Raw genomic sequence first — 20996 nt, 5'->3', positions numbered from 1 at the left:
CGAACGCGCGTGCCCCCGCACCGGGGGTGCGCGCGCTCGCTTCTAGTACGCCATGAACAGGATCGCGTCGCGGTCGTACTCGAGGCCAGGATGGACGCTGGCGAGGTGAGCTTGAGTCAATTCGACCAGCTCATCCTCGTCCTTGCCGACAATGGCCTCGCCGCACGGACACGTGAGGTGTGTCTTCACGTTGCTGCCCTTCCCTTCTGGTGACCTACTACTTCGCCGCCTTGGCTGCTGCTTTCATCTGCTTCTTGTACGAACGCACTTCGCCCATCGATTGGGCATCGACGATATCGGCGACGGAGATGTGCGTGCCGTCCTTGCCGAACTGCCCGGCTGCCGCGCGCCAGCCTTTCGGCGTCACCCCGTACTGCTTGCCCAGCAGCGCCAGAAAGATCTGCGCCTTGACCTCGCCGAATCCGGGTAGCCCCTTAATTCGCCGCAGCAGCTCCTCGCCGTCGGGGTCGCCCGCGGTCCACAAGCCGGCGGCATCGCCGTCGTAACGGTCCACGACGATCTGGGCCAGGGTCTGGATACGCTTGGCCATCGATCCCGGAAATCGGTGTATCGCAGGCCTTTCCGAGCACAGCGCGGCGAACTTGTCGGGGTTGTACTCGGCGATTTCATGAGCACCGAAGCCGCCCATCCGGTCCGCGATCTTCTTCGGTCCTGCGAAGGCCGTCTCGAAAGGTACCTGCTGATCCAGAACCATCCCGATGAGCAGGGCCAGCGGATCGCTGGATAGCAGCTTGTCGGCCTCAGGTTCTTGAGCGAGCCACAGTTTCACTGTCAACGACCAACCTTTCGCTGCACACCCTAGGACCGGTGACCTATGTGTTCGACAGACTACCTACCAGAAAGTCGCTGACGACCAGCAGATAACCCCGGAGTTATCGTGACGTGGTGGTGGATGAGACCCGATTGGCACTGATGCTGGCCCGCGACGAACTGCATGCGCTCGTCACCGCCTATTGCCGGGCCGTCGACCGCGCGGATTATGACGGGCTCCGCAGCCTGTACCACCCCGAGGCCACCGACTCGCACGGCTCGTTCTCCACGGGCGGCGTCGAACAGTTCATCGCACAATTGCAGGCCGCGGAACCGTATGTGCGTGTCTCCCAACACAACATCACCACCACGAACTTCGTGGTCGAGGGCGAGGAGGCCCGCGGCGAGATCTACTGCCTGGTGTTTCACACCTTCGCCGGTCCCGAACACGACATCGACGTCATCATCGGCGGCCGGTACCTGGACGAGTACACCCAGCACGACGGCCGCTGGAAATTCAGTCGGCGCACCATCGTCGCGGATTGGGCATACCAAAACGACCCGTCCCAACTGGATTTCTCGCATCCCAGCACCCGGGGAAGCCTGCGCGCCAAACCGGGGCAGGCCGACCCTTCGATCGGCCTATTTTGCCCACCCCGCGGCTAGACGAATCAGGCTGTCTACTAACAACTCTCGGGAGTCAGCCGCTCTTGCGGCGGAATTCACGACGGTTTCCCGCCGCGCCGTGCGCCCGGGACTGCTTGCCGGCGCCGTCTTTGTGGTCGGATCCGTTCGAGGATTTCGCCATCTTGCGGTCGAGCGCCTCACGGAACTTACGCTTGGTGTCCTCGTCTGACCCGGGCGATTCAGAAGCCCCCGACGACTTGGACGACTGTGAACTCTGCCGGGCATTCGATTCAGCCATACGGGCAGCTTAGCCCCGGTTTGCCGGCGAGCGGGTAGACGGCGCGGCTACCGCATGCCCGGGGGCATGCCGTACACGTGCGAGATCGGCAACGTCAGCAGCACCCGCCGATCGGTGACCATCGCCCGACGGTATTCGTCCCAATCCGGATGTTCACCGGCGATGTTGCGGTACAAGGCAATCAGCGCCTCCACGGTGTCATCGCCGGGCGCGGCCGCCGGGGGTGTCAGTTCGGCGGTGCCCTCGGCAACGGCATAGGACCAGCCGTCGTCGGCGTCGACCAGGATCGACGCCCGCGGGTCCCGCCGCAGGTTGCGGGTCTTGGCGCGCGGCTCGGTGATCGAGACCTGGATCAGAAGGCTGCGCGGGTCGAAGTGGTAGCTCACGTTCGACAGCTGCGGTCGCCCGTCGCGCTTGATGGTGGCCAGCACCCCGAGGGAATGTCCGCTTATCAAGGCCAGCAGCTTGTCGTCGAAGACTTGGCGTCCCATGACGAAAGCCTACGTCGCACGCCGCCCGAACGGCCCGGGATGGCGGTTCCCCGGGCGTGCTGGTGGAATCGGGGCATGACCAAGTACGCGGCGTTTCTGCGTGGCGTCAACGTCGGAGGCGTCAATCTCAAGATGGCCGAGGTGGCGGCCGCCCTGACCGACGCGGGCTTCACCGGGGTGCGGACCGTGTTGGCCAGCGGCAACGTGCTGCTGGAGTCGTCGGCGGGCGCCACGGCGGTGCGCAAGAAGGCGGAAGCCGCGTTGCGCGAACGGTTCGGCTACGACGCCTGGGTGCTGGCCTACGACATCGGCACGGTGCGCGACGTCGTCGACGCGTATCCGTTCGAGCGGGATGCCGACGGATACCAGTCCTACGTCACGTTCGTCGCCGATGGGGCGGTGCTCGACGAGCTCGCCGCGCAGGCCTTGGGCGCCGGCCCGAACGAGAGGATCAGCCGGGGCGAGGGCGTGGTCTACTGGCAGGTCCCCAAGGGCGGCACCCTGGACAGCACCATCGGCAAGACGATGGGTAAGGCGCGCTACAAGTCGTCGACCACGACGCGCAACCTGCGCACGCTGGACAAGGTGTTGCGCTGAGCCCGGCGCGCACACACTCGACGCACCAACGCTTTTCGATGTTTTCAACGTTTTTCAGTGCCGAACGGGGCGGCTCACTCGTCGGGCACCGCTTCGATGTAGCGCACGGCATCGGCCTTGTCCAGCCCGAGTCCGCGCGCTACCCGGACGTACTCACGCGCGGCGGCCGCCATCGCGGCGTCGGTCGGGTCGTAGCGGGCGATGAATGTGCCGAAGCGGCCCCGGGTTTCGATGATGGCGTTGGTTTCCAGCTCGCGGTAGGCCCGAGCGACGGTGTTGACGGCGACCCCGAGTTGGCCGGCCAGATCCCGCACGGTGGGCAGGCGGGTGCCGGGCGCCAATGCGCCCTCCCGGACCCCGTCGATCACCTGCGTCCTGAGCTGGTCGAACAACGGCTTGCCCGCCTTCACATCGACCCGCAACCAGTCACCCAGCTCCACCCGTCCAGTATTCCCCACCCCCGGCTATCTTGGTGGGATGCGCGTAGCGGTGCTCAGCGGCGCGGGGATCTCCGCGGAGAGCGGCGTGCCGACCTTCCGCGATGACAAGAACGGGTTGTGGGCCCGCTTCGATCCCTACGAGCTGTCCAGCACCCAAGGCTGGCGGGACAACCCCCAGCGCGTCTGGGGCTGGTATCTGTGGCGGCACTACCTGGTCGCCGATGTCCACCCCAACGCGGGTCATCGCGCCATCGCCGCCTGGCAAGACGACGCCCAGGTCAGCGTCATCACCCAGAACGTTGACGACCTGCACGAGCGCGCCGGCAGCCAGTCCGTCCACCACCTGCACGGGAGCCTCTTCGAATTCCGTTGTGCGCGTTGTGCTGTGCCGTACAGCGGCGCGCTGCCTCACATGGCCGAACCGGCGCTGGAGGTGGAGCCCCCGGTGTGTCATTGCGGCGGCCTGATCCGGCCCGACATCGTGTGGTTCGGCGAACAGTTGCCCGACGAGCCGTGGCAGCGCGCCGTGCAGGCGACCGAGTCCGCCGACGTGATGGTGGTGGTCGGGACCTCGGCGATCGTCTATCCGGCGGCCGGACTGGCGGAGCTGGCGCTGTCCCGCGGCGCCGCCGTCATCGAGGTCAATCCCGAAGTCACGCCGTTATCGGCCAACGCCACCCTCAGCATCCGTGACACGGCGAGCGCGGCGCTGCCCGGGCTGCTGCAGCGGCTGCCCGCTCTGTTGACGTGAGGGTCAGGGCCGGCGCGCGCGGCCCAGCAGCAGCTCCGACACCGGCATCGGCGCCCAGGCCGGCAGCGTCCACTCCCGCCTCGACGTGTCGACGTCGAATCCCGCCTCGACGATCGAGCGTTCGGTGTCACGATGGGTGTGACAGTTGCCGAACAGCCGCGGCCACAGGGTCGCATCGACGAAACGCTGGAAGCGGCCGCGCGCACCGGCGCTGGCGATGTGCTCGAGGTAGCGCAGTTCCCCGTCCGGGCGCAGCAACGAGTACAGGCGCCGCAGCACGCCGCCGGGGTCGCGCACCGAGCAGAGCACCAGCGAGCACACCACCGCGTCGAACGGCTCCCCGCCGCTGAGGCTTTCGGCCGCCTCGCCGGAGACGATCACGCGGACGGGCACCGCGTCCGCCGCGGCGCGGGCCCGGGCCGCCAGCCGCGGTTCGGGCTCGACCGCGATCACCTCGTCGACCGATTCCGGATAGTGCGGAAAATTCGTCCCGACCCCCGCGCCGACTTCCAGCACCCGGCCGGACAAGCCGGCCAGATTTTCCCGCCGCAGGGCACGGATCGCCTCGGCTTCATGGCTGGCGACGACGGGCCAGACGCGCGCGAAGAAGGGATTGTCGACCGCGGTTGTCATATGTATGTGAACCTTCCGACTCTGATGAGCCCCAGGATAGGGTTCGACGACCAGGTCGGTCGGCCGTTAACCGATATTGGGCACCGGTTCCACGAGCGCGGGCCCGGGGAGTTCGACCTGTTCGGCGGGCGGCTCGAGGCGTGCGGGTCCTCCGTCGCCTGCCTCACTGATGCCGAAGCGGTCATGCAGCCACGCCAGAGGCTTGGGCGCCCACCAATTCCACCGGCCCATCACATGCATGAAGGCCGGGACGACCACCATCCGCACCAGGGTGGCGTCGGCGATGACGGCAAGCACCAGGCCCAGACCGAACATCCGCATGAACGAGACGTGGGCGGCGATCAGCGCGGCGAAGGACATCGACATCACCACCGCGGCCGCGGTGATCACCCGTCCGGTGCGGGCGACGCCGAGCGCCACGCTCTCGTCGTTGGCGGCGTGGGCCTGCTTCGGGGTCGGCCGGGCCGGTCGGGCGGCGCCGGACGCCAGCCAGTACTCGCGGATCCGGGAGAGCAGGAAGACCTCGTAATCCATCGACAACCCGAAGGCGATGCAGAACAGCAGCACCGGCATGTTGGCCACCAGCGTCCCGCTCGGTGTGGTGCCGAGCGCGCCGAGATGGCCGTCCTGGAAGATCCACACCAGCGCGCCGAACGCCGCGGTCAACGACAGGAAGTTGCAGGCGAGCGCCTTGACCGGCAGCAGCACGCTGCCGGTCAGCAGGAACAGCAACACGAACGTGATCGCGGCCATCAACCCGAGCACCAGCGGAAGCCGTTCCGTCACCGCATCGACACTGTCGCGGTTCACCTGTGCCACCCCGCCCATCTCGACGGATCGGCCCGCGGGGCCGGGGACCTCGTGCAACCGCTGGAGCTGGGCGTCGTTCGCCGCGGAAAACAGCGGCGCCGTGCTGCTGACGGTCAGGAAGGCGCTGCCATGGGCCACCCCTGTCGCCCCGGCCGGTGGCCCGACCCGGTTCCCGCCGGCGAAGGTGCCCCCGGGTGCGGACACCGCCGCCACGTCGGGCACCCGCGACAGCTCGGCGGCGTATTTGTCGAAATCCCCCGGATTCAGGGCGGCGGCGTCGGCGACGACGATGGGCACCGACGTCGCGGAATCGTCGGCGAAATCGCTGCGCAACCGGTCGCCGACCTGATGCGCCGACGCCGAACGGGGCAGCACCCGGTCGTCCGGGAAACCCCACTTGACCGAGAAGAACGGCAACCCGAGCAGCAGTAGCAGGCCCACGACGGCCAGGCCGATCGGCGCCCAGCGCCGCATCACGAACTTGCTCGACCGATACCAGAACAGTTGCTCGACGGGTTTGTGCACCGGTTCGGGTCGCCGAAGCGCCCTGCGCAACAGCCGGCGCACATCGAACGCGTCCAGCCGGTCGCCCAGCAGCACGATCGCGGCCGGGGTGATCACGATCGACGCGGTGGCGACGAACGCGACCGTCGCCACCCCCGCGTAGGCGAACGACTTGAGGAAATACATCGGGAACGCCACCGTCGCCGACATCGACAACGCCACGGTGACCGCGGAGAACAGCACCGTGCGGCCGGAGGTGGCCATGGTCCGGACGAGCGCCTCGTCTCGGTCGTGGCCCTCGGCCAATTCGTCGCGATAGCGGCTGACGATCAGCAGTGTGTAGTCGATGGCCAGCGCGAGCCCCAGAGCGGTGCTCAGGTTGAGGGCGAAGATCGACACCTCGGTGGTGAAGGTGACCAGCCGCAACACCGACATCGAACCGACGACGGCCAGCGCACCCAACGCCATCGGCAGTGCGGCGGCCAGCAGCCCGCCGAACACCCAGATCAGCACCAGGAAGCTCAGCGGCAGCGCGATCATCTCCATCACCAGCAGATCGTCCTGGTTCTGCTTGTTGATCTGGGCATACTGCATGGCCGCGCCGCCGGCGCGGACGGTGACACCGTCACGGTCGTGGACGAACTGGTCCGACAAGGTCTGGGCGTTTTTCTGAACGAAGTTCTCGCCGCCTTTGAGGTTGACCACGATGAGGCCCGACTTGCCGTCGCGGCTCACCAGGTCGTCCGACGCCGTGCCAGTCCAGGGCGAGGACGCGTTGTAGACCAGCGGGGACCGCTGCAACTGGTCGACGAGGTCGGTGCCCACCTTGCGGGCTTGTTCGCTGTTGGTGCCACCGGGGGCCGTCACCAGAATCAGCATCTGCTGACCGCTCTGCCCGAACTTGTCGGCCAACACGCCGATGGCCCGGGCGGACTCCGAGTCCGGATCTTGGAAACCTCCCGGCGACAAGCTCTTGGCGACGGGGATGCCGAAGACGGCCGCGGCGAGGAAAACCAGCACCCCCGTCGCGATGATCCGGCGCGGCGCCGCGATGGCGACACGGGCGATTTTCTGCAGCATTTTCGAGCCCTTCCGCTGCCGGTGCCCCTTTGCGCTGGCCGCTGGCTGGTCGGCGACAACGTAACAAACGCTAATTCGCACGCGTCGAACAGTGTTCTCCTTAAGCACGCAGGCGGGCGGGTGCACCGTTCAACGCGGGGTTTCAAACCGCGGGGACACTAAGAGTCCGGCCAGAAAAATGTGCCGTAAGGAAGCAGCTCACGGCCCAAATTCCAGCGGAAACGGCGGGCGAACCTACCCGTCGGTAAATTGCCACCATTTTCCGAACCGTGACTCAAAGATTCCTTAATGGCGGCCCATACGCTCAGTGTCATGTGGATCGACGACACAAGTGCCGACGTCATCAAGGTCGACTTCGAGGCCCTCTACCACGGCGACGTGCTGGTGGAAGGTGAGACCTCGGAGCAGTTCGACGAACTGCAAGCGGCGAGCTGAGCCAGCGATGAGCATGCTCGCACGGCTGTTAATGGCCGAACCTTCCGTCAGCCGATGGTTCCGCAAGTAACCATTGACCCTGGTTGTCACGAAAGCCCCCCGCCGATGCGGGGGGCTTTCGTTTTGTCGACGGTGTGCGCGTCAGCGCGGGGCCATGCGGATGGCGCCATCCAGGCGGATGACCTCGCCGTTGAGCATCGGGTTCTCGACGATGTGCACGGCCAGCGCGCCGTACTCGTCGGGGTCGCCCAGCCGGGCCGGGTGCGGCACCTGCTTGCCCAGCGACGCTTGCGCCTCCTCGGGCAGGGAGCCGAGCAGCGGCGTCTTGAACAACCCCGGCGCGATGGTCACCACGCGGATGAGCTCGCGCGACAGGTCGCGCGCGATCGGCAGCGTCATGCCGACCACGCCACCCTTGGACGCCGAGTAGGCGGCCTGGCCGATCTGGCCCTCGAACGCGGCGACCGAGGCGGTGTTGATGATGACACCGCGCTCTTCACCCACCGGCTCGGCCTTCGCGATGCGCTCCGCGGCCAGCCGCAGCACATTGAACGTGCCGATCAGGTTGACGCCGATCACCTTCTTGAACCCGTCCAGGGGGAACGGGCCGTCCTTGGACAGGGTCTTGATGGCGTTGCCGATGCCCGCGCAGTTGACGTTGATGCGCAGCGTGCCCATCGACTCCGCGGCGTCCAGCGCCTTGCCGACGGCGGCCTCGTCGGTGACGTCCGCCTCGACGAAGCGGGCGCGGTCGCCCAGTTCGCGGACCGCGTCTTCGCCGCGCAGGTCGATCACGACCACCTGCGCGCCGCGGTCGAGCAGTCGCTTGGTGGTGGCCAGGCCCAGGCCCGACGCGCCCCCGGTGACGACTGCTACGGCGTCCTTGATCTCCATCGAGAGTCCTTTCGCTGCGTTCTGCCGACCAACCTGTTGGTCGGGACTATACCCAGTCCTTCAGCACGTCCCGGCCGTCGGGCACCGACACCGCTGGGCGGGGCAGGTCGTTGGCGGTGCGGGAGAACCGTGGCGCGGGCCGCGGTTGCAGGTTGCCGTCGACTTCGTAGAAGGTGTCCCGCTCGGTGTTGTGCGGCTCGGTCTGCACCTCGCCGAACGCCAGCACCGGGGTGACGCACGCGTCGGACTGCGCGAACACCTTGGCCCAGTGGTCGCGGTCACGGGCGGCGAACGCCTCGGTCAGCGCCGCCCGCAGCTCCGGCCAGCGGGATGCGTCGTTCTGGTCGGGCAGGTCGGCGCCGTCCAGGCCGAGCCCGGCCAGCATCGCCGCGTAGAACTGCGGCTCGATGGCACCCACCGCGACGTAGCGCCCGTCGGCGCACTCGTAGGTGTCGTAGTAGGGCGCACCGCCGTCGAGCATGTTGGTGCCGCGCTCGTCGGTCCACATGCCCGACGCACGGAACTGCCATATCATCTGGGCCAGCACGCTAGACCCGTCGACCATGGCCGCGTCCACCACCTGCCCCTTGCCGGAGCTCTGGCGCTCCCACAGCGCGGCGAGGATGCCGACGAGCAGGAACATCGAGCCGCCACCGAAGTCGCCGGCCAGGTTCAGCGGCGGCACCGGGCGTTCGTTCACCCGGCCGATGGAGTGCAGGATGCCGTTCAGCGAAATGTAGTTGATGTCGTGGCCGGCCTGCTGGTTGCGCGGGCCGGTCTGCCCCCAGCCCGTCATCCGGGCGTAGATGAGCCGGTCGTTGATCTTGGCGCAGTCCTCGGGACCGAGGCCGAGCCGCTCGGTGACGCCGGGCCGGTAGCCCTCGATCAGCACGTCGGCCTTGGCGATGAGGTCGAGCAACAGCTTGCGGCCCTCGTCGGATTTCAGGTCGGCGGCCACGATACGCCGGTTTCGGTTGGTGGTGTCCTTCACGGCGCCAACGGGATTCACCGACGGCCGATCGACGCGCACCACATCGGCACCCAGATCCCCCAGGATCATCGCGGCGTGGGGGCCCGGCCCGATGCCGGCCAACTCGACGACGCGCAGTCCCTTCAACGGTCCAGCCATGATCCACCGACCTTTCGTCCACTCTGACGCCCTTGACCGCTCGTGCTCAAACAACCGGTCGTTCGACATCTTCGCAGCCGCCCCCGTCGCCCGCGCACCCCGGTCACTTATGGTGAGCCCATGCCTTCATCCGCGATCGCCACCCTCACACCAGTCGCAGGCCTCGACGTCACGCTGTCCGGCGGCGTGTTCTCGGTGACCATCAACCGGCCCGACAGCCTGAACTCGCTGACCATTCCGGTGATCACCGGGATCGCCGATGCGATGGAATACGCGGCCACCGACCCCGAGATCAAGGTGGTGCGGCTCGGCGGCGCCGGACGCGGCTTCAGCTCCGGCGCGGGCATCAGCGCCGACGACGTGTCCGATGGCGGCGGGGTCCCGCCGGACGAGATCATCCTCGAGATCAACCGGCTGGTGCGCGCGATCGCCGCGCTGCCCCACCCGGTGGTCGCGGTCGTTCAGGGCCCGGCGGCCGGGGTCGGCGTTTCCATCGCCCTGGCCTGCGACGTCGTATTGGCTTCGGAGAGCGCGTTTTTCATGCTCGCCTTCACCAAGATCGGGTTGATGCCCGACGGCGGCGCGTCGGCGTTGATCGCGGCCGCGATCGGCCGTATCCGCGCGATGCAGATGGCGTTGCTTCCCGAACGGTTGCCGGCCGCCGAGGCGCTGTCCTGGGGGCTGGTCACCGCGGTCTATCCGGCCGACGACTTCGAGGCCGAGGTGGACAAGGTGATCGCACGGTTGTTGGGTGGCCCGGCCGTGGCCTTCGCCAAGACCAAGCTGGCGATCAACGGGGCCACGCTCACCGAGTTGGATCCGGCCCTGCAGCGTGAATTCGACGGACAGTCGGTGCTGCTGAAGTCCCCCGACTTCGTCGAGGGCGCAACGGCCTTTCAGCAGCGCCGCACCCCGGACTTCACCGACCGCTGAATGTCGTCGCGCTGACCGGCGCGGCGCTTAACCGCGCATCGATGCGGTAATCCTCCTCGTCAGACCCCAATGGTCGACGGGTAACGGAGGATTGATGTCTGAACAGCTGCGCTGCCTGGTGACCGGCGCGACCGGCTACATCGGCGCGCGCCTGGTGCCCCGACTGTTGGACGAGGGCCATCACGTCCGGGCCTTGGCGCGCAACCCCGACAAGCTGGCGCAGGTGCCATGGCGGGACCAGGCGGAGGTGGCGCGCGGCGACCTCGCTGACGTCGATTCGCTGATCGCCGCGTTCGACGGAATCGACGTGGTGTACTACCTGGTCCACTCGATGGGAACCTCGAAGGATTTCGCCGCCGAGGAGACCCGCGCCGCCCGCAATGTCGTGACGGCTGCGCGGCGCACCGGGGTGAGACGGGTGGTGTATCTGAGTGGCCTGCATCCGGAAAACACCGACCTCTCACCGCATCTCGCGTCACGCAAAGCCGTCGGCGAGGCGCTCATCGACTCCGGCATCGAGACCGTGGTGTTGCAGGCCGGAGTGGTCATCGGTTCGGGATCGGCGTCGTTCGAAATGATCCGGCACCTCACCGACCGGTTGCCGGTGATGACCACGCCGAAGTGGGTGCACAACAGGATCCAGCCGATCGCGGTGCGCGACGTGCTGTACTACCTGGCCGCGGCGGCTTCTCTTTCGAAGGCCCCGGTCCCGAAGTCACGCACCTGGGACATCGGTGGCCCCGACGTGTTGGAGTACGGCGACATGATGCGGGTCTACGCCCAGGCCGCGGGACTGAGCAGCCGCCACCTGTTCGTGCTGCCGTTTCTGACCCCGGCGATCGCCAGCCTCTGGGTGGGTCTGGTGACCCCGATTCCGTCCGGCCTGGCGCGGCCGCTGGTCGAATCGCTGGAATGCGATGCGGTGACGCGTGATTCCGATGTCGACAGCATCATCGACCCGCCGCCGGGCGGGCTGACAAGTTACCGTCGAGCAGTTGAATTGGCGCTCAATCGCGCGGCGCATGGTCTCCCTGGTGCCAGCTGGTCCTCGCTGCGCACGCAACCAGCGGAGCCACTGCCCAGTGATCCGCCTTGGGCGGGGGAGGTCGTCTACGCCGAAGTGCGGAGGACCGCGACCATGGCGAAACCCGACGAGGTCTGGCGGGCGGCCGAAAATGCCGTCAATGGCAGCAGGCGACCCCGGATGCTCAAGCGCTGCAGCGTGGAGGAGCACGAGCCCGGGTCCAGGCTGCGGCTGCGTATCCAGACGCGCTCACCGGGACGGGCGTGGCTCGAGATCACCGTTACACCACACGACGGCGGCGGCAGCGATTACCTGCAACGGGCGATCTTTTTTCCGAGCGGCACCCTAGGCAGGTTGTACTGGTTCGCGGTGTGGCCCCTGCGTACCGCCGCACTGCGCGCCCTCGCGCGCGACATCGTCGCCTCGGCTCAGGGCTGAGGTCAGACCCCGAACAGCGGGGGCAGCACCAGCACCATGATCAACCCCCATACGAAATGGGTGAGTACCGGTGCCAGCACCCCGCCACTGGCTCGCCTTTCCAGCGCACATACGGTGCCGAGGATGATCGCGGCGAACCCCAGCATCAAATTCCCGCTGGCCAAGGTGGCAGCGACATACACAATGGTCGAAATGGTCACCGGGTAATGTCGCCCCAACGCTGTGTAGAAGGCGCCGCGAAAAAATAATTCCTCGGCGACGCCGTTCACAACGGTGATGAGCACGATAAACGCGAACCATCCCCCGTGAGCGAATTGCAGCACCCGGACGATCAGATCCGAAACAATGGGGATCTCCCGAGCGATCAGCCCACCAAGCACGAAAATGCCGCCGAGGGCCAGGCCGACGGTCGCCCCCGAGATGACCGGCCGTTGGTTACGGCCTCGCCAGCAGATGCCACCCAGGTGCAGCGGACCGGAGATCAGCGCGCCGGCGATCCACACCGCCGCGAGCGCCAGGGTCAGCCAGTAGAAGCTGGCCTCCCCCGGATGGCGCCGCAACGAGTACCCGAGCACCGCGGCGCCGACCACCAGCGTGATCGCGACGACGACCCGCCGGCGCCGCACAACGGACGGTGGCTCGTTCTGTGGCACAGCAACATTGGTGACCGCGCGACGCAACTCGGCGAAGACGCTGGTGCGGTAGGGGGTCGTTGACTGGCTCATGCGGGACGCACCTTCGGGGTCAGGGCGATCAGGATGTCGAGGCCGGTGCGAAGCGCGCCGGCAACCGGACCGGGGACCTTGTTCACCAGTCCCAGGGCCGGCCGCACGATGGCGGGTGTGACGCGCTGGGCGAGTTGCCTGAGGCGCCGCGCGTCTCCACCGGCCCAGGCGGCATCGGTGTTCGCGAGGTGGTGCGGGTCGGCCAGGGCGTTGACGGGACGCGGCCGCTGATTCGACCGGTCGGCCACGGCCAGGGCGATGGCGTCATCGATGTCGAGCAATCCCCCGGGCAGATCGGGTACCCGGTCGCGCAGGTCGCTGATCGATGCCACCATCGGGTGGTCCAGCGACTCGACCAGGTCGCCGGCCAGGCCCGGCGGCACCGGCAATGCGACGCCGGTGATCAGCGACGCCAGCCCGGTGTCGACCCTGCCGACCGACAAGCCGGCATGCCATCGTCCGGAGATGCGCGCATAGGCCTTGAGTAGCCGCCGGTAGGACGTGGTGTCGGGGCCGGAGATGTCGTACGCGCCTGCGGGCACCAGGTCCTGATCGGCCGCGGCGATCAGATAGTGCAGGACGTCGCGGATGGAGATCGGGTCGATCGGGTTGTCCATCCAGCTCGGTACCGGGAGGAGCGGGAAGCGATCTCCCACGTAGCGCATCATCTCGAACGACGTCGAGCCGGCGCCGATGATCATCGCCGCGCCCAGCCACACCAGCTCCGGGCCGTCGGGGACGGTGAGCGCCTCGGCCACCTCGGCCCGGCTGGTCAAGTGCTCGGATAGCGCCTCGTCGGCGGGCACGAAGCCGCCCAGGTAGACGATCCGCCGCACCCCGGCGTCCCGGGCCGCCGCAGCGACGTTGGCGGCCGCGGCCTTGTCGGCGTCGCGGAAACCGGGCTGACCGATGGCGTGCACCAGGTAATACACCACGTCAATGGGGTCTGAGCCGGCGAACGCCGAGCGCACCGACTGCGGGTCGCACGCGTCGAGCGTCACCGGTGTGATGTCGTCGAACCAGCCGAAACGCTTGAGACGCGCCGGGTTTCGAGTCCCGGCCAGGACGCGGTGCTGGTTTTCCAGTAGCACCGTGACCAATCGAGATCCCACGTAGCCGGTGGCACCGGTGACCAGAACCCGCATACCCCGACCCTAGCCCGACGAGCCGGCGCGTGGTCCGCGACGCATACGTAACGACCACCGCGATATCGGGCCCGAATTTTCGCGGCGGCGCGACCTTCGCCCGAACGGCCGAGGTCGAGCAACCCACCCAGCGCGCTCACGGGCGGTTGAACCAACGGGGCGGCGGACCCGTCACCCATACATGAGCCAGGGGGTAAGCCGCGATTTCGCCGGCACGAGTGAAGCTTCACAAGACAGCGCGGTGAATAATCCGTCCATCACCGGCGTGGCGGTGAAGTTCCCGCCAAACCGCTACACGCAGGACGAAGCCATCCGCGCGCTGACCGACATCGCCGGTCCGGACTTCCGGCGTTTCGGGCTCAGCAGCGGCGTCGAGTTCCGCAACACCGCATTGCGGCTGCCCCGCTACCGCGAGCTGAGCGGATTCAGCGAGGCCAACGCCGCCTATCTCGACGTCGCGCTCGACCTGGGCGAGCAGGCGCTGGTGGCGGCCCTGGACGAGGCCAAAGTCAAGCCGTCGGAGCTCGACATCGTGTTTTCGACGACGGTCACCGGGCTCGCCGTTCCGACCCTGGAGGCGCGCTTGGCGACGCGGGTCGGGCTGCGGCCGGACGTCAAACGCGTCCCGCTGTTCGGGCTGGGCTGTGTGGCAGGTGCGGCCGGAGTGGCGCGCATGCACGACTACCTGCGCGCCTTCCCCGACCACACGGCGGCGCTGCTCGCGGTTGAACTGTGCTCGCTGACCATCCAGCGGCAAGACACTTCGGTCGCCAACCTGGTCGCCACCAGCCTTTTCGGCGACGGCGCGGCCGCGGTGATCACCGAAGGCGCCCAGCGTGCCGGCGCCGAACACACCGGCCCCCGGGTGCTGGCCACCCGCAGCCGGATCTATCCCGACACCGAAGACGTCATGGGCTGGAAGATCGGTGGCGACGGATTCCGCATCGTGCTGTCGGCCGACGTCGCCATCATCGCCGAGAAATATTTGGGCGACGATGTCCGCGAATTCCTCGCCGACCACGGTTTGAGCCCGCGCGACGTGAGCACCTGGGTCTGCCACCCGGGCGGCCCCCGCGTGATCGAGGCCGTCGAGCACGTCTTGGACCTGCCCGCGGACGCCCTCGACCACACGCGAAACTCGTTGCGCGAGAATGGAAACCTGTCCTCGGTCTCGGTGCTCGACGTGCTTGCGGCCAACATCGCCGATCCGCCGCCGCCGGGTTCGATCGGCCTGATGATCGCGATGGGCCCGGCGTTTTGCTCCGAGCTGGTGCTGCTGGCCTGGTAGGGCTGGTAAAGACTGTAGCCATGTATTACCTGCTGGTGCTGGCCGTCGGGCTCGAGCGCGTCGTTGAGCTGGTGGTGTCCACCCGAAACGCGCGATGGTCGTTTACCCAGGGCGCCAAAGAGTTTGGCCGATCGCACTATCCGGTGATGGTGGTCATTCACACCGCGCTGCTCCTCGGCTGCCTCGTCGAACCGTGGGTGCTGCACCGGCCCTTCATTCCTTGGCTGGGCTGGCCGATGCTGGCGATGGTGGCGGCCAGCCAGGGGTTGCGCTGGTGGTGCATCACGACGCTGGGGCGGCGCTGGAACACCCGGGTGATCGTGCTGCCGCGGGCCCCGCTGGTGCGGCAGGGTCCCTACCGTTGGTTGCACCATCCGAACTATGTTGCAGTGGTGGCTGAAGGGTTGGCGTTGCCGTTGGTGCACACGGCGTGGCTGACCGCGGCCATTTTCACGCTCGCCAACGCCGCGTTGCTCAGGGTGCGGCTGCGGGTGGAGAACTCCGCGTTGGGCTACACGTGAGCGACCGCGCTGACGACGATGCAGAGCAACAGAGCGATGTGGGGGCACCTCCCGCTTGCGGGGGAGAGGAGCGGCGCTCATGTCCTACGACGCGGACGTGCTGATCGTCGGCGGCGGCCCGGGCGGGCTTGCCACGGCGTTACACGCTCGACGCCTTGGCCTTTCGGTGATCGTGGCCGAGCCGCGCGAGGGCCCCATCGACAAGGCATGCGGCGAGGGGCTGATGCCCGGCGGGCTGGCCGAACTGACCGCACTGGGTGTTGACCCGGCCGGCATGCCGTTCCACGGGATCGCCTACGTGAGCGAACAACGGCGGGCCCAGGCGCGGTTTCGGGCCGGGCCGGGCCGCGGCGTGCGTCGCACGACGTTGCACGCGGCGCTGGCCGCGCGAGCCAAAGAGCAAGACACCGACTGGATCCGCGCGCGGGTGACCAGCGTCGCGCAAGACGCGCACGGTGTCTCGGCCGCCGGGGTGCGCGCGAAATGGTTGGTGGCCGCCGATGGGCTGCATTCACAGGTCCGGCGGGCCGTCGGCATCGCGGCGACGACGGGAACGCCGCGGCGCTACGGCGTGCGGTGGCACTTCCGGGTGCCGGCGTGGACCGATTTCGTCGAGGTGCACTGGTCGCGCTGGGGCGAGGCGTACGTGACGCCGGTCGAGCCCGATCTGGTGGGCGTGGCGATCCTGTCTCGCGGGCGACCCGATCTGGCCTGGTTCCCGCGGCTGGCCCGCCAGCTGCACGGCACCGGCCCCGGACACCCCCGCGGCTGCGGCCCCTTGCGGCAGGTGGTGTCCCGGCGCGTCGCGGGGCGTGTCCTGCTGGTCGGCGACGCCGCCGGTTACGAGGATGCGCTGACCGGCGAGGGCATCAGCCTCGCCCTCAAGCAAGCCGCCGCGGTGGTGGACGCCATCGTCGACGAGACGCCGTCGTCCTACGAGAAGGCGTGGTACCGGATCACCCGCGACTACCGGTTGCTCACCCGCGCGCTGGTGCTGGCCAGCACGCCGCCCCTGGTGCGGCGCGCCGTCGTGCCGGCCTGCACGCTGCTTCCGGCGGTGTTCGGCCGCGGGGTGAACATCCTGGCGCACTGACGCGGGCGAGAATGCGAGGCCTTAGCGCGCCTTCCAGACCGGCTCCCGCTTCTCGGCGAACGCCAACGGCCCCTCCTTGGCGTCCTCGGACTTGATCAGGACCCGCATCTCGCGCACGGTGCGTTCCCACCCCGGCTCGTCGTCGACGACCACCCCGTCGTCGACGCCATAGGCGACCCGCTTGCTGGCCTGCACCGACAGGGGCGCGTTGACGGTGACCCGTGCGGCCAGCGCCAGCGCGGCGTCCAGCACCGAGTCCGCCGCGGCGACCTCGTTGATCAGTCCCCATTCGCAGGCCGCGGCCGCGGTGAGCGGCTCGCCGGTCAGCAGCAGCCGCATCGCCACCTTGCGGGGCAGCTGCTGCGCGATGCGGAAAACGCCGCCGGCGGCGGCGATCAGGCCCCGCTTGACCTCGGGGAGCCCGAACTGAGCCCGCTCGTCGGCCACCACCAGGTCACTGGCCAGCGCCAGCTCGGTGCCGCCGCCCAGCGCGGTCCCGTTCACCGCCGCGATCGTGGGCTTGTCGATGAAGTGATGGACGTATCCGGCGAAGCCCCACTCGGGATGGTCGGGGTGATACAGGTTTTCCCGCCGCGCGATCGCCTTCAGGTCGGCCCCGGCGCAGAACGACTTGTCGCCTGCGCCGGTGAGCACCACCGCCCGCACCTCGGGATCGTGTTGCGCAGCTTCCAGCGCATCCCCGACGCCGATGCTGACCGCGGCGTTGACCGCGTTGCGGGCCTCCGGCCGGTTGATGGTTATCACCATCACGTTGCCCCGGCGCTCGGCCAGGGCCCCCGGCGCCTGGATCACAACAGTTCCACGATGGTGGCGTTGGCCTGGCCGCCACCCTCGCACATGGTCTGCAGACCGTAGCGAATTCCCTTGTCCCGCATGTGATACAGCAGGGTGGTCATGATCCGGGCGCCGGATCCCCCGAGCGGGTGGCCCAGGGCGATCGCGCCGCCGTTGGGGTTCAGCTTCTTTTCGTCGGCGCCGATGTCCTTGAGCCAGGCCAGCGGAACCGGCGCGAACGCCTCGTTGACCTCGTACGCGCCGATGTCGTCGATGGACAGGCCGGACTTCTTGAGCGCCTTTTGCGTCGCCGGGATGGGCGCGGTCAGCATGATCACCGGGTCGGCGCCGGCCAGCGATGCGGTGTGCACCTTGGCGATCGGCTTGAGCCCGAGCTCCTTGGCCTTCTCGGCCGACATGAACAGCAGCGCCGCCGAACCGTCGGAGATCTGCGACGAGTTGCCGGCGTGGATCACGCCGTCCTCCTTGAACGCCGGCTTCAGCGAGGCCATCTTCTCCATCGGCGTGCCGCGGCGGATGCCCTCGTCTTTCAGCACCATATTGCCGTCTTGGTCCTTGATGCCGACGATCTGGTCGTCGAACGCACCGGAATCCTGTGCGGCCGCGGCCTTTTCGTGCGAGCCCAGCGAGAATTCGTCGAGCGCGGTGCGGTCGAGCCCCCACTGCTCGGCGATCATCTCGGCACCGATGCCCTGATTCGGCGTCTGGCGGTACCGGTCCTTGAAACCCTTCGGGTACGGGTTGCCGCCGTTGGCCAGCGACGCCCCCATCGGGGTGCGCGACATCGACTCGACACCGCCGGCGACGACGACGTCGTAGTGCCCGGCGATCACCCCGGCGGCCGCGAAGTGGATGGACTGCTGGCTCGACCCGCACTGGCGGTCGACGGTCACGCCCGGCACGGTCTCGGGCCAGCCCGCGGTCAGCAGTGCGGTGCGGCCGATGTCGAGGGCCTGCTCCCCGGCCTGCATGACGCAGCCCCAGATGACGTCGTCGACGATGCCGGGGTCGACGCCGGCCCTGTCGACCAGGCCGTTGAGCACCTGCGCGGAGAGATCCGCCGGGTGTACCCCGGACAGTCCGCCGTTGCGCTTCCCGATCGGTGAACGCACTGCCTCGACGATGACGGCTTCAGCCATGGTCTTGTCTCCTTTGACACGTGGACTTCGAAAACGAGTTGAGTCTTGCCTCGATTGTCAACCAAGGGGTTGGGAGGGCGAAGCCCGGGGTGCCCCGGGGCGTACGGAGCCCGCCCTCGGCGCCGCCCGCGGACGCAAACGCACTTCGGGCCAAACCAGAAATTTGTTCACTTGGACCCTTCGGATGTCGCCATAATGGCCCAAGACCGCCTCATTCACACGTCACCTGTTCGGGTACACGCTGGGTGTGTCGCGGGCCATCGGACAGATGAGGCGGAGCGTGAAGCGGCTCAACGGCATGGACGCGATGCTGCTGTACAGCGAGGCGCCGAACCTGCACACGCACACCCTGAAGATCGCGATCGTCTACGACGCCGACTTCTGCTTCGACGTCTTTCGCCGCACCCTGCTGCGCAGACTGCATCTGCTCGACCCGTTGCGCTACAAGCTCGTTGACATCCCGTGGCGACTGCACCATCCGATGTGGTTGCAGAACTGCGATATCGACCTTGCCTACCATCTGCGCCGAGTTCAGGTGCCCGCTCCCGGCGGTCGCCGCGAGCTCGACGAGGTGGTCGGCGATATCGCCAGCACGCCGCTGGATCGAAGTCGACCCTTGTGGGAGTTCCATGTCGCCGAAGGAATGGCCGATCACCGGCTGGCCATCATCGGCAAGATCCACCATGCGTTGGCCGATGGCGTCGCGTCAGCGAACCTGCTGACCCGGCTCATGGACGCCGACAGCGCGACCCAGGACAAACGCGACAACGACACCGGTTGTGTATCGCCGTCGACGGCCGACCTGCTGCGCGCCGCCGGGCGCGACCACGCGCAGCAGGTCGCCGCGCTGCCGAAGGTGATCACCGATACGCTTTCCGGCGCACGGCGGTTGCGGCGGCGGGCCCGCGAACGTGGTGAGCAGCCCGACCTTGCCCGGTTGCTGCACGCACCGGCGACGTTCATGAACCACCTGGTCTCCCCCAGGCGGACGTTCGCGACCGCGACACTGTCGCTGGCGCAGGTGAAGCAGGTCGGCAAGCACCTGGGGGTCACCATCAACGACATGGTGATGGCGATGGCCGCAGGTGCGTTGCGGGAGTTGTTGTTGCGCTATGACGGTAGTGCGGACCGGCCCATCGTCGCTTCCGTGCCGGCGAGCACGGACCGTTCGCCGAACCGGATCAGCGGCAACGAGCTCGGCGGCATGGCGGTGTCGCTGCCCACACACATCGGTGATCCGCTGGAGCGGGTGCGACTGACTGCCGTGGCGACGGTCATCGCCAAGGAAAACAACGAGCTGTTTGGGCCGGAGCTGTACGGCAGGTTGATCACCTACTTACCGCCGTTCGCCGCCGCCGGCGCATTCAACTGGCTGGCCCGCCGGGATGCCGGCAACAACTTGTTCAACATCCCGATTTCCAACGTGGCGGGGCCGCCCACCCGCCGTCATCTCGCGGGTGCTCCGGTCAGCGAGATCTACTCGGCCGGTCCGCTGATCGCCGCGTGCGGTATCAATATCACGGTGTGGAGTTACGTCGACCAACTCAACATTTCAGTCATCGCCGACGACCGAACCGTTGAAAATCCACATGAGGTGACCGACGCCATGGTCCGAGCATTCGCCGAGATCAGCACCGCTGCAGGGCTTTCCGGTGAGCCAGAGAAAGTTGCCACCGCGATGCCTCCGGTCACGCTCAAGCCATGAGAGCCAAGGCCTCATCCCAGGATGGGAAAGTGCCGCTCGCGAGCCAGCCCGTCGAGGGCTGCCTGCATGACCGAGCGGACGTGTGCGTCGATGTCGGTGACGGCACGCGTGTCGTCGGACTGGGTGACGACATCGATCGGTTCCAGGACTTCGCTGACGATCTTGGTGGGCAACGGCAGGTTGGGCGGCATGATCATGCTGAGCCCGAACGGAAAACCCACGGTGATGGGCAGAATTTCAGACCGCCATCGCGACAGGCCCAGGCGTTTCGCCAGCCACGTGCCGCGCGTGAGGAACAGCTGGCTTTCCTGCCCACCGATGGAGACGACCGGCACGATCGGCACACCGGCGTCGATCGCCGACCTGATGTATCCGGTGCGGCCGTTGAAATCAATGACGTTCTCCGCCAACGTCGGTCGGTAGGCGTCGTAGATCCCGCCGGGGAACACCAGCACCACGCCGCCGGACCGCAGTGCCTGCGCGGTGTTTTTCGAGCTGGCGCGGATGACCCCCAGACGGGCCAACCATCCCGACATCGGACCGACGAACATCCCGTCGTGACCGAGCGTGTACAGCGGGCGCCCATAGCCGAATCTGCGGTAGAAGGCCGCGGCGAAGATCAGCACGTCGGGCGTGAGCATACCGCCGGAGTGGTTGGCGACAACCAGCGCAGCGCCATCGGGCGGTAAGGCCTCAAGCCCACGCACTT

At 67.7% G+C, this 20996-nt stretch carries 24 protein-coding genes; 10 read left to right on the top strand and 14 right to left on the bottom strand.

Annotation, left to right across the window (positions count from 1 at the left end):
* Nucleotides 1-42 precede the first annotated feature (42 nt).
* Together Q0W90_RS07275 and Q0W90_RS07270 are read right to left on the bottom strand one after the other, a co-directional pair.
* Nucleotides 43-189, bottom strand: a complete 147-nt coding sequence (locus tag Q0W90_RS07275; protein WP_007169078.1) for a hypothetical protein — start codon at nt 187-189, stop codon at nt 43-45.
* A gap of 28 nt (nt 190-217) precedes the next feature.
* A complete protein-coding gene (locus Q0W90_RS07270) occupies nt 218-790 on the bottom strand; it encodes an HhH-GPD-type base excision DNA repair protein (RefSeq protein ID WP_297592428.1) in 573 nt (190 codons plus the stop codon).
* 116 nt (nt 791-906) lie between these two features.
* On the opposite strand from Q0W90_RS07270, the gene Q0W90_RS07265 reads away from it, so the two are divergent.
* On the top strand, nt 907-1437 hold the full coding sequence (locus Q0W90_RS07265; RefSeq protein ID WP_297773827.1) for a nuclear transport factor 2 family protein: 531 nt from the start codon (nt 907-909) through the stop codon (nt 1435-1437).
* A 34-nt stretch (nt 1438-1471) separates the two neighbouring features.
* Here the strand turns inward: Q0W90_RS07265 and Q0W90_RS07260 are convergent, their stop codons facing one another.
* Nucleotides 1472-1696 carry a DUF5302 domain-containing protein gene (locus Q0W90_RS07260; protein WP_297592251.1) on the bottom strand — a complete coding sequence of 75 codons (225 nt, stop codon included), beginning with the start codon at nt 1694-1696 and terminating at the stop codon, nt 1472-1474.
* 47 nt (nt 1697-1743) lie between these two features.
* A complete protein-coding gene (locus Q0W90_RS07255; protein ID WP_297592249.1) occupies nt 1744-2187 on the bottom strand; it encodes a PPOX class F420-dependent oxidoreductase in 444 nt (147 codons plus the stop codon).
* Nucleotides 2188-2262: 75 nt separating this feature from the next.
* On the opposite strand from Q0W90_RS07255, the gene Q0W90_RS07250 reads away from it, so the two are divergent.
* On the top strand, nt 2263-2784 hold the full coding sequence (locus Q0W90_RS07250) for a DUF1697 domain-containing protein (protein WP_297773823.1): 522 nt from the start codon (nt 2263-2265) through the stop codon (nt 2782-2784).
* A 74-nt stretch (nt 2785-2858) separates the two neighbouring features.
* Here the strand turns inward: Q0W90_RS07250 and Q0W90_RS07245 are convergent, their stop codons facing one another.
* The gene (locus Q0W90_RS07245) at nt 2859-3224 is read right to left on the bottom strand and encodes a GntR family transcriptional regulator (RefSeq protein WP_297592244.1); all 366 of its coding nucleotides are present in this window, start codon (nt 3222-3224) and stop codon (nt 2859-2861) included.
* Nucleotides 3225-3261: 37 nt separating this feature from the next.
* Here Q0W90_RS07245 and Q0W90_RS07240 point away from each other — a divergent pair, with 37 nt between their 5' ends.
* Nucleotides 3262-3975, top strand: a complete 714-nt coding sequence (locus Q0W90_RS07240) for an NAD-dependent deacylase (RefSeq protein ID WP_297592242.1) — start codon at nt 3262-3264, stop codon at nt 3973-3975.
* Nucleotides 3976-3978: 3 nt separating this feature from the next.
* On the opposite strand, the gene Q0W90_RS07235 is transcribed toward Q0W90_RS07240, so the two are convergent.
* Together Q0W90_RS07235 and Q0W90_RS07230 are read right to left on the bottom strand one after the other, a co-directional pair.
* Entirely contained in the window at nt 3979-4608 is a 630-nt protein-coding gene (locus Q0W90_RS07235; protein WP_297592240.1) for a class I SAM-dependent methyltransferase, read from the bottom strand.
* A 66-nt stretch (nt 4609-4674) separates the two neighbouring features.
* Nucleotides 4675-7002 (bottom strand): MMPL family transporter, encoded by a 2328-nt coding sequence (locus tag Q0W90_RS07230; RefSeq protein ID WP_297773819.1) that lies wholly within the window; start codon nt 7000-7002, stop codon nt 4675-4677.
* Nucleotides 7003-7314: 312 nt separating this feature from the next.
* Here Q0W90_RS07230 and Q0W90_RS07225 point away from each other — a divergent pair, with 312 nt between their 5' ends.
* Nucleotides 7315-7437, top strand: coding sequence for a hypothetical protein (locus Q0W90_RS07225; RefSeq protein WP_003878506.1), 123 nt, complete (start codon nt 7315-7317; stop codon nt 7435-7437).
* A 141-nt stretch (nt 7438-7578) separates the two neighbouring features.
* Here the strand turns inward: Q0W90_RS07225 and Q0W90_RS07220 are convergent, their stop codons facing one another.
* A complete protein-coding gene (locus Q0W90_RS07220; RefSeq protein ID WP_297592236.1) occupies nt 7579-8331 on the bottom strand; it encodes a 3-hydroxyacyl-CoA dehydrogenase in 753 nt (250 codons plus the stop codon).
* A 46-nt stretch (nt 8332-8377) separates the two neighbouring features.
* On the bottom strand, nt 8378-9460 hold the full coding sequence (locus Q0W90_RS07215) for a CaiB/BaiF CoA-transferase family protein (RefSeq protein WP_297773816.1): 1083 nt from the start codon (nt 9458-9460) through the stop codon (nt 8378-8380).
* A gap of 120 nt (nt 9461-9580) precedes the next feature.
* Here Q0W90_RS07215 and Q0W90_RS07210 point away from each other — a divergent pair, with 120 nt between their 5' ends.
* Both Q0W90_RS07210 and Q0W90_RS07205 read left to right on the top strand, forming a co-directional pair.
* Complete coding sequence (locus Q0W90_RS07210) at nt 9581-10393, top strand: enoyl-CoA hydratase (RefSeq protein ID WP_297592232.1); 813 nt, start codon at nt 9581-9583, stop codon at nt 10391-10393.
* Between the two features lie 94 nt (nt 10394-10487).
* A complete protein-coding gene (locus Q0W90_RS07205) occupies nt 10488-11855 on the top strand; it encodes a DUF2867 domain-containing protein (RefSeq protein WP_297592230.1) in 1368 nt (455 codons plus the stop codon).
* Nucleotides 11856-11857: 2 nt separating this feature from the next.
* Here the strand turns inward: Q0W90_RS07205 and Q0W90_RS07200 are convergent, their stop codons facing one another.
* Together Q0W90_RS07200 and Q0W90_RS07195 are read right to left on the bottom strand one after the other, a co-directional pair.
* Nucleotides 11858-12580: a type II CAAX endopeptidase family protein gene (locus Q0W90_RS07200; protein WP_297592228.1), complete on the bottom strand. Its 723-nt coding sequence runs from the start codon at nt 12578-12580 to the stop codon at nt 11858-11860.
* Nucleotides 12577-13725, bottom strand: coding sequence for an NAD(P)H-binding protein (locus Q0W90_RS07195; RefSeq protein WP_297773812.1), 1149 nt, complete (start codon nt 13723-13725; stop codon nt 12577-12579). The genes Q0W90_RS07200 and Q0W90_RS07195 overlap by 4 nt, the downstream gene beginning before the upstream one ends.
* Nucleotides 13726-13906: 181 nt before the next feature.
* Here Q0W90_RS07195 and Q0W90_RS07190 point away from each other — a divergent pair, with 181 nt between their 5' ends.
* From Q0W90_RS07190 to Q0W90_RS07180, 3 genes are all read left to right on the top strand, one after another.
* Nucleotides 13907-15013 (top strand): type III polyketide synthase, encoded by a 1107-nt coding sequence (locus Q0W90_RS07190; RefSeq protein WP_297592224.1) that lies wholly within the window; start codon nt 13907-13909, stop codon nt 15011-15013.
* A gap of 20 nt (nt 15014-15033) precedes the next feature.
* A complete protein-coding gene (locus Q0W90_RS07185; RefSeq protein ID WP_297592222.1) occupies nt 15034-15534 on the top strand; it encodes an isoprenylcysteine carboxyl methyltransferase family protein in 501 nt (166 codons plus the stop codon).
* 79 nt (nt 15535-15613) lie between these two features.
* The gene (locus tag Q0W90_RS07180) at nt 15614-16627 is read left to right on the top strand and encodes an NAD(P)/FAD-dependent oxidoreductase (RefSeq protein ID WP_297592220.1); all 1014 of its coding nucleotides are present in this window, start codon (nt 15614-15616) and stop codon (nt 16625-16627) included.
* A 21-nt stretch (nt 16628-16648) separates the two neighbouring features.
* Here the strand turns inward: Q0W90_RS07180 and Q0W90_RS07175 are convergent, their stop codons facing one another.
* Together Q0W90_RS07175 and Q0W90_RS07170 are read right to left on the bottom strand one after the other, a co-directional pair.
* A complete protein-coding gene (locus tag Q0W90_RS07175; RefSeq protein ID WP_297773808.1) occupies nt 16649-17440 on the bottom strand; it encodes a crotonase/enoyl-CoA hydratase family protein in 792 nt (263 codons plus the stop codon).
* Complete coding sequence (locus Q0W90_RS07170; RefSeq protein WP_297592217.1) at nt 17437-18582, bottom strand: thiolase family protein; 1146 nt, start codon at nt 18580-18582, stop codon at nt 17437-17439. The genes Q0W90_RS07175 and Q0W90_RS07170 overlap by 4 nt, the downstream gene beginning before the upstream one ends.
* A 280-nt stretch (nt 18583-18862) precedes the next feature.
* Between Q0W90_RS07170 and Q0W90_RS07165 the strand changes: the two genes are divergently transcribed.
* Nucleotides 18863-20287, top strand: a complete 1425-nt coding sequence (locus Q0W90_RS07165) for a wax ester/triacylglycerol synthase family O-acyltransferase (protein ID WP_297773805.1) — start codon at nt 18863-18865, stop codon at nt 20285-20287.
* Nucleotides 20288-20298: 11 nt separating this feature from the next.
* Here Q0W90_RS07165 and Q0W90_RS07160 read toward each other — a convergent pair.
* Nucleotides 20299-20996 (bottom strand): lysophospholipid acyltransferase family protein (locus Q0W90_RS07160; RefSeq protein ID WP_297773803.1); only part of this gene is annotated, 698 nt, incomplete at its 5' end.

Origin of the sequence: Mycobacterium sp. (assembly GCF_025933915.1) — a bacterium.
In the GTDB taxonomy this organism is placed as follows: domain Bacteria; phylum Actinomycetota; class Actinomycetes; order Mycobacteriales; family Mycobacteriaceae; genus Mycobacterium.
This window is presented reverse-complemented; position numbering and strand designations above follow the sequence as displayed.

Coding starts and splice junctions, on each gene's coding strand:
- Q0W90_RS07185 (WP_297592222.1), top strand. CDS start 15,034: ATGTATTACCTGCTGGTGCTGGCCGTCGGGCTCGAGCGCGTCGTTGAG.
- Q0W90_RS07210 (WP_297592232.1), top strand. CDS start 9,581: ATGCCTTCATCCGCGATCGCCACCCTCACACCAGTCGCAGGCCTCGAC.
- Q0W90_RS07250 (WP_297773823.1), top strand. CDS start 2,263: ATGACCAAGTACGCGGCGTTTCTGCGTGGCGTCAACGTCGGAGGCGTC.
- Q0W90_RS07235 (WP_297592240.1), bottom strand. CDS start 4,608: ATGACAACCGCGGTCGACAATCCCTTCTTCGCGCGCGTCTGGCCCGTC.
- Q0W90_RS07230 (WP_297773819.1), bottom strand. CDS start 7,002: ATGCTGCAGAAAATCGCCCGTGTCGCCATCGCGGCGCCGCGCCGGATC.
- Q0W90_RS07205 (WP_297592230.1), top strand. CDS start 10,488: ATGTCTGAACAGCTGCGCTGCCTGGTGACCGGCGCGACCGGCTACATC.
- Q0W90_RS07260 (WP_297592251.1), bottom strand. CDS start 1,696: ATGGCTGAATCGAATGCCCGGCAGAGTTCACAGTCGTCCAAGTCGTCG.
- Q0W90_RS07240 (WP_297592242.1), top strand. CDS start 3,262: ATGCGCGTAGCGGTGCTCAGCGGCGCGGGGATCTCCGCGGAGAGCGGC.
- Q0W90_RS07180 (WP_297592220.1), top strand. CDS start 15,614: ATGTCCTACGACGCGGACGTGCTGATCGTCGGCGGCGGCCCGGGCGGG.
- Q0W90_RS07255 (WP_297592249.1), bottom strand. CDS start 2,187: ATGGGACGCCAAGTCTTCGACGACAAGCTGCTGGCCTTGATAAGCGGA.
- Q0W90_RS07200 (WP_297592228.1), bottom strand. CDS start 12,580: ATGAGCCAGTCAACGACCCCCTACCGCACCAGCGTCTTCGCCGAGTTG.
- Q0W90_RS07220 (WP_297592236.1), bottom strand. CDS start 8,331: ATGGAGATCAAGGACGCCGTAGCAGTCGTCACCGGGGGCGCGTCGGGC.
- Q0W90_RS07195 (WP_297773812.1), bottom strand. CDS start 13,725: ATGCGGGTTCTGGTCACCGGTGCCACCGGCTACGTGGGATCTCGATTG.
- Q0W90_RS07170 (WP_297592217.1), bottom strand. CDS start 18,582: ATGGCTGAAGCCGTCATCGTCGAGGCAGTGCGTTCACCGATCGGGAAG.
- Q0W90_RS07225 (WP_003878506.1), top strand. CDS start 7,315: ATGTGGATCGACGACACAAGTGCCGACGTCATCAAGGTCGACTTCGAG.
- Q0W90_RS07190 (WP_297592224.1), top strand. CDS start 13,907: ATGAGCCAGGGGGTAAGCCGCGATTTCGCCGGCACGAGTGAAGCTTCA.
- Q0W90_RS07215 (WP_297773816.1), bottom strand. CDS start 9,460: ATGGCTGGACCGTTGAAGGGACTGCGCGTCGTCGAGTTGGCCGGCATC.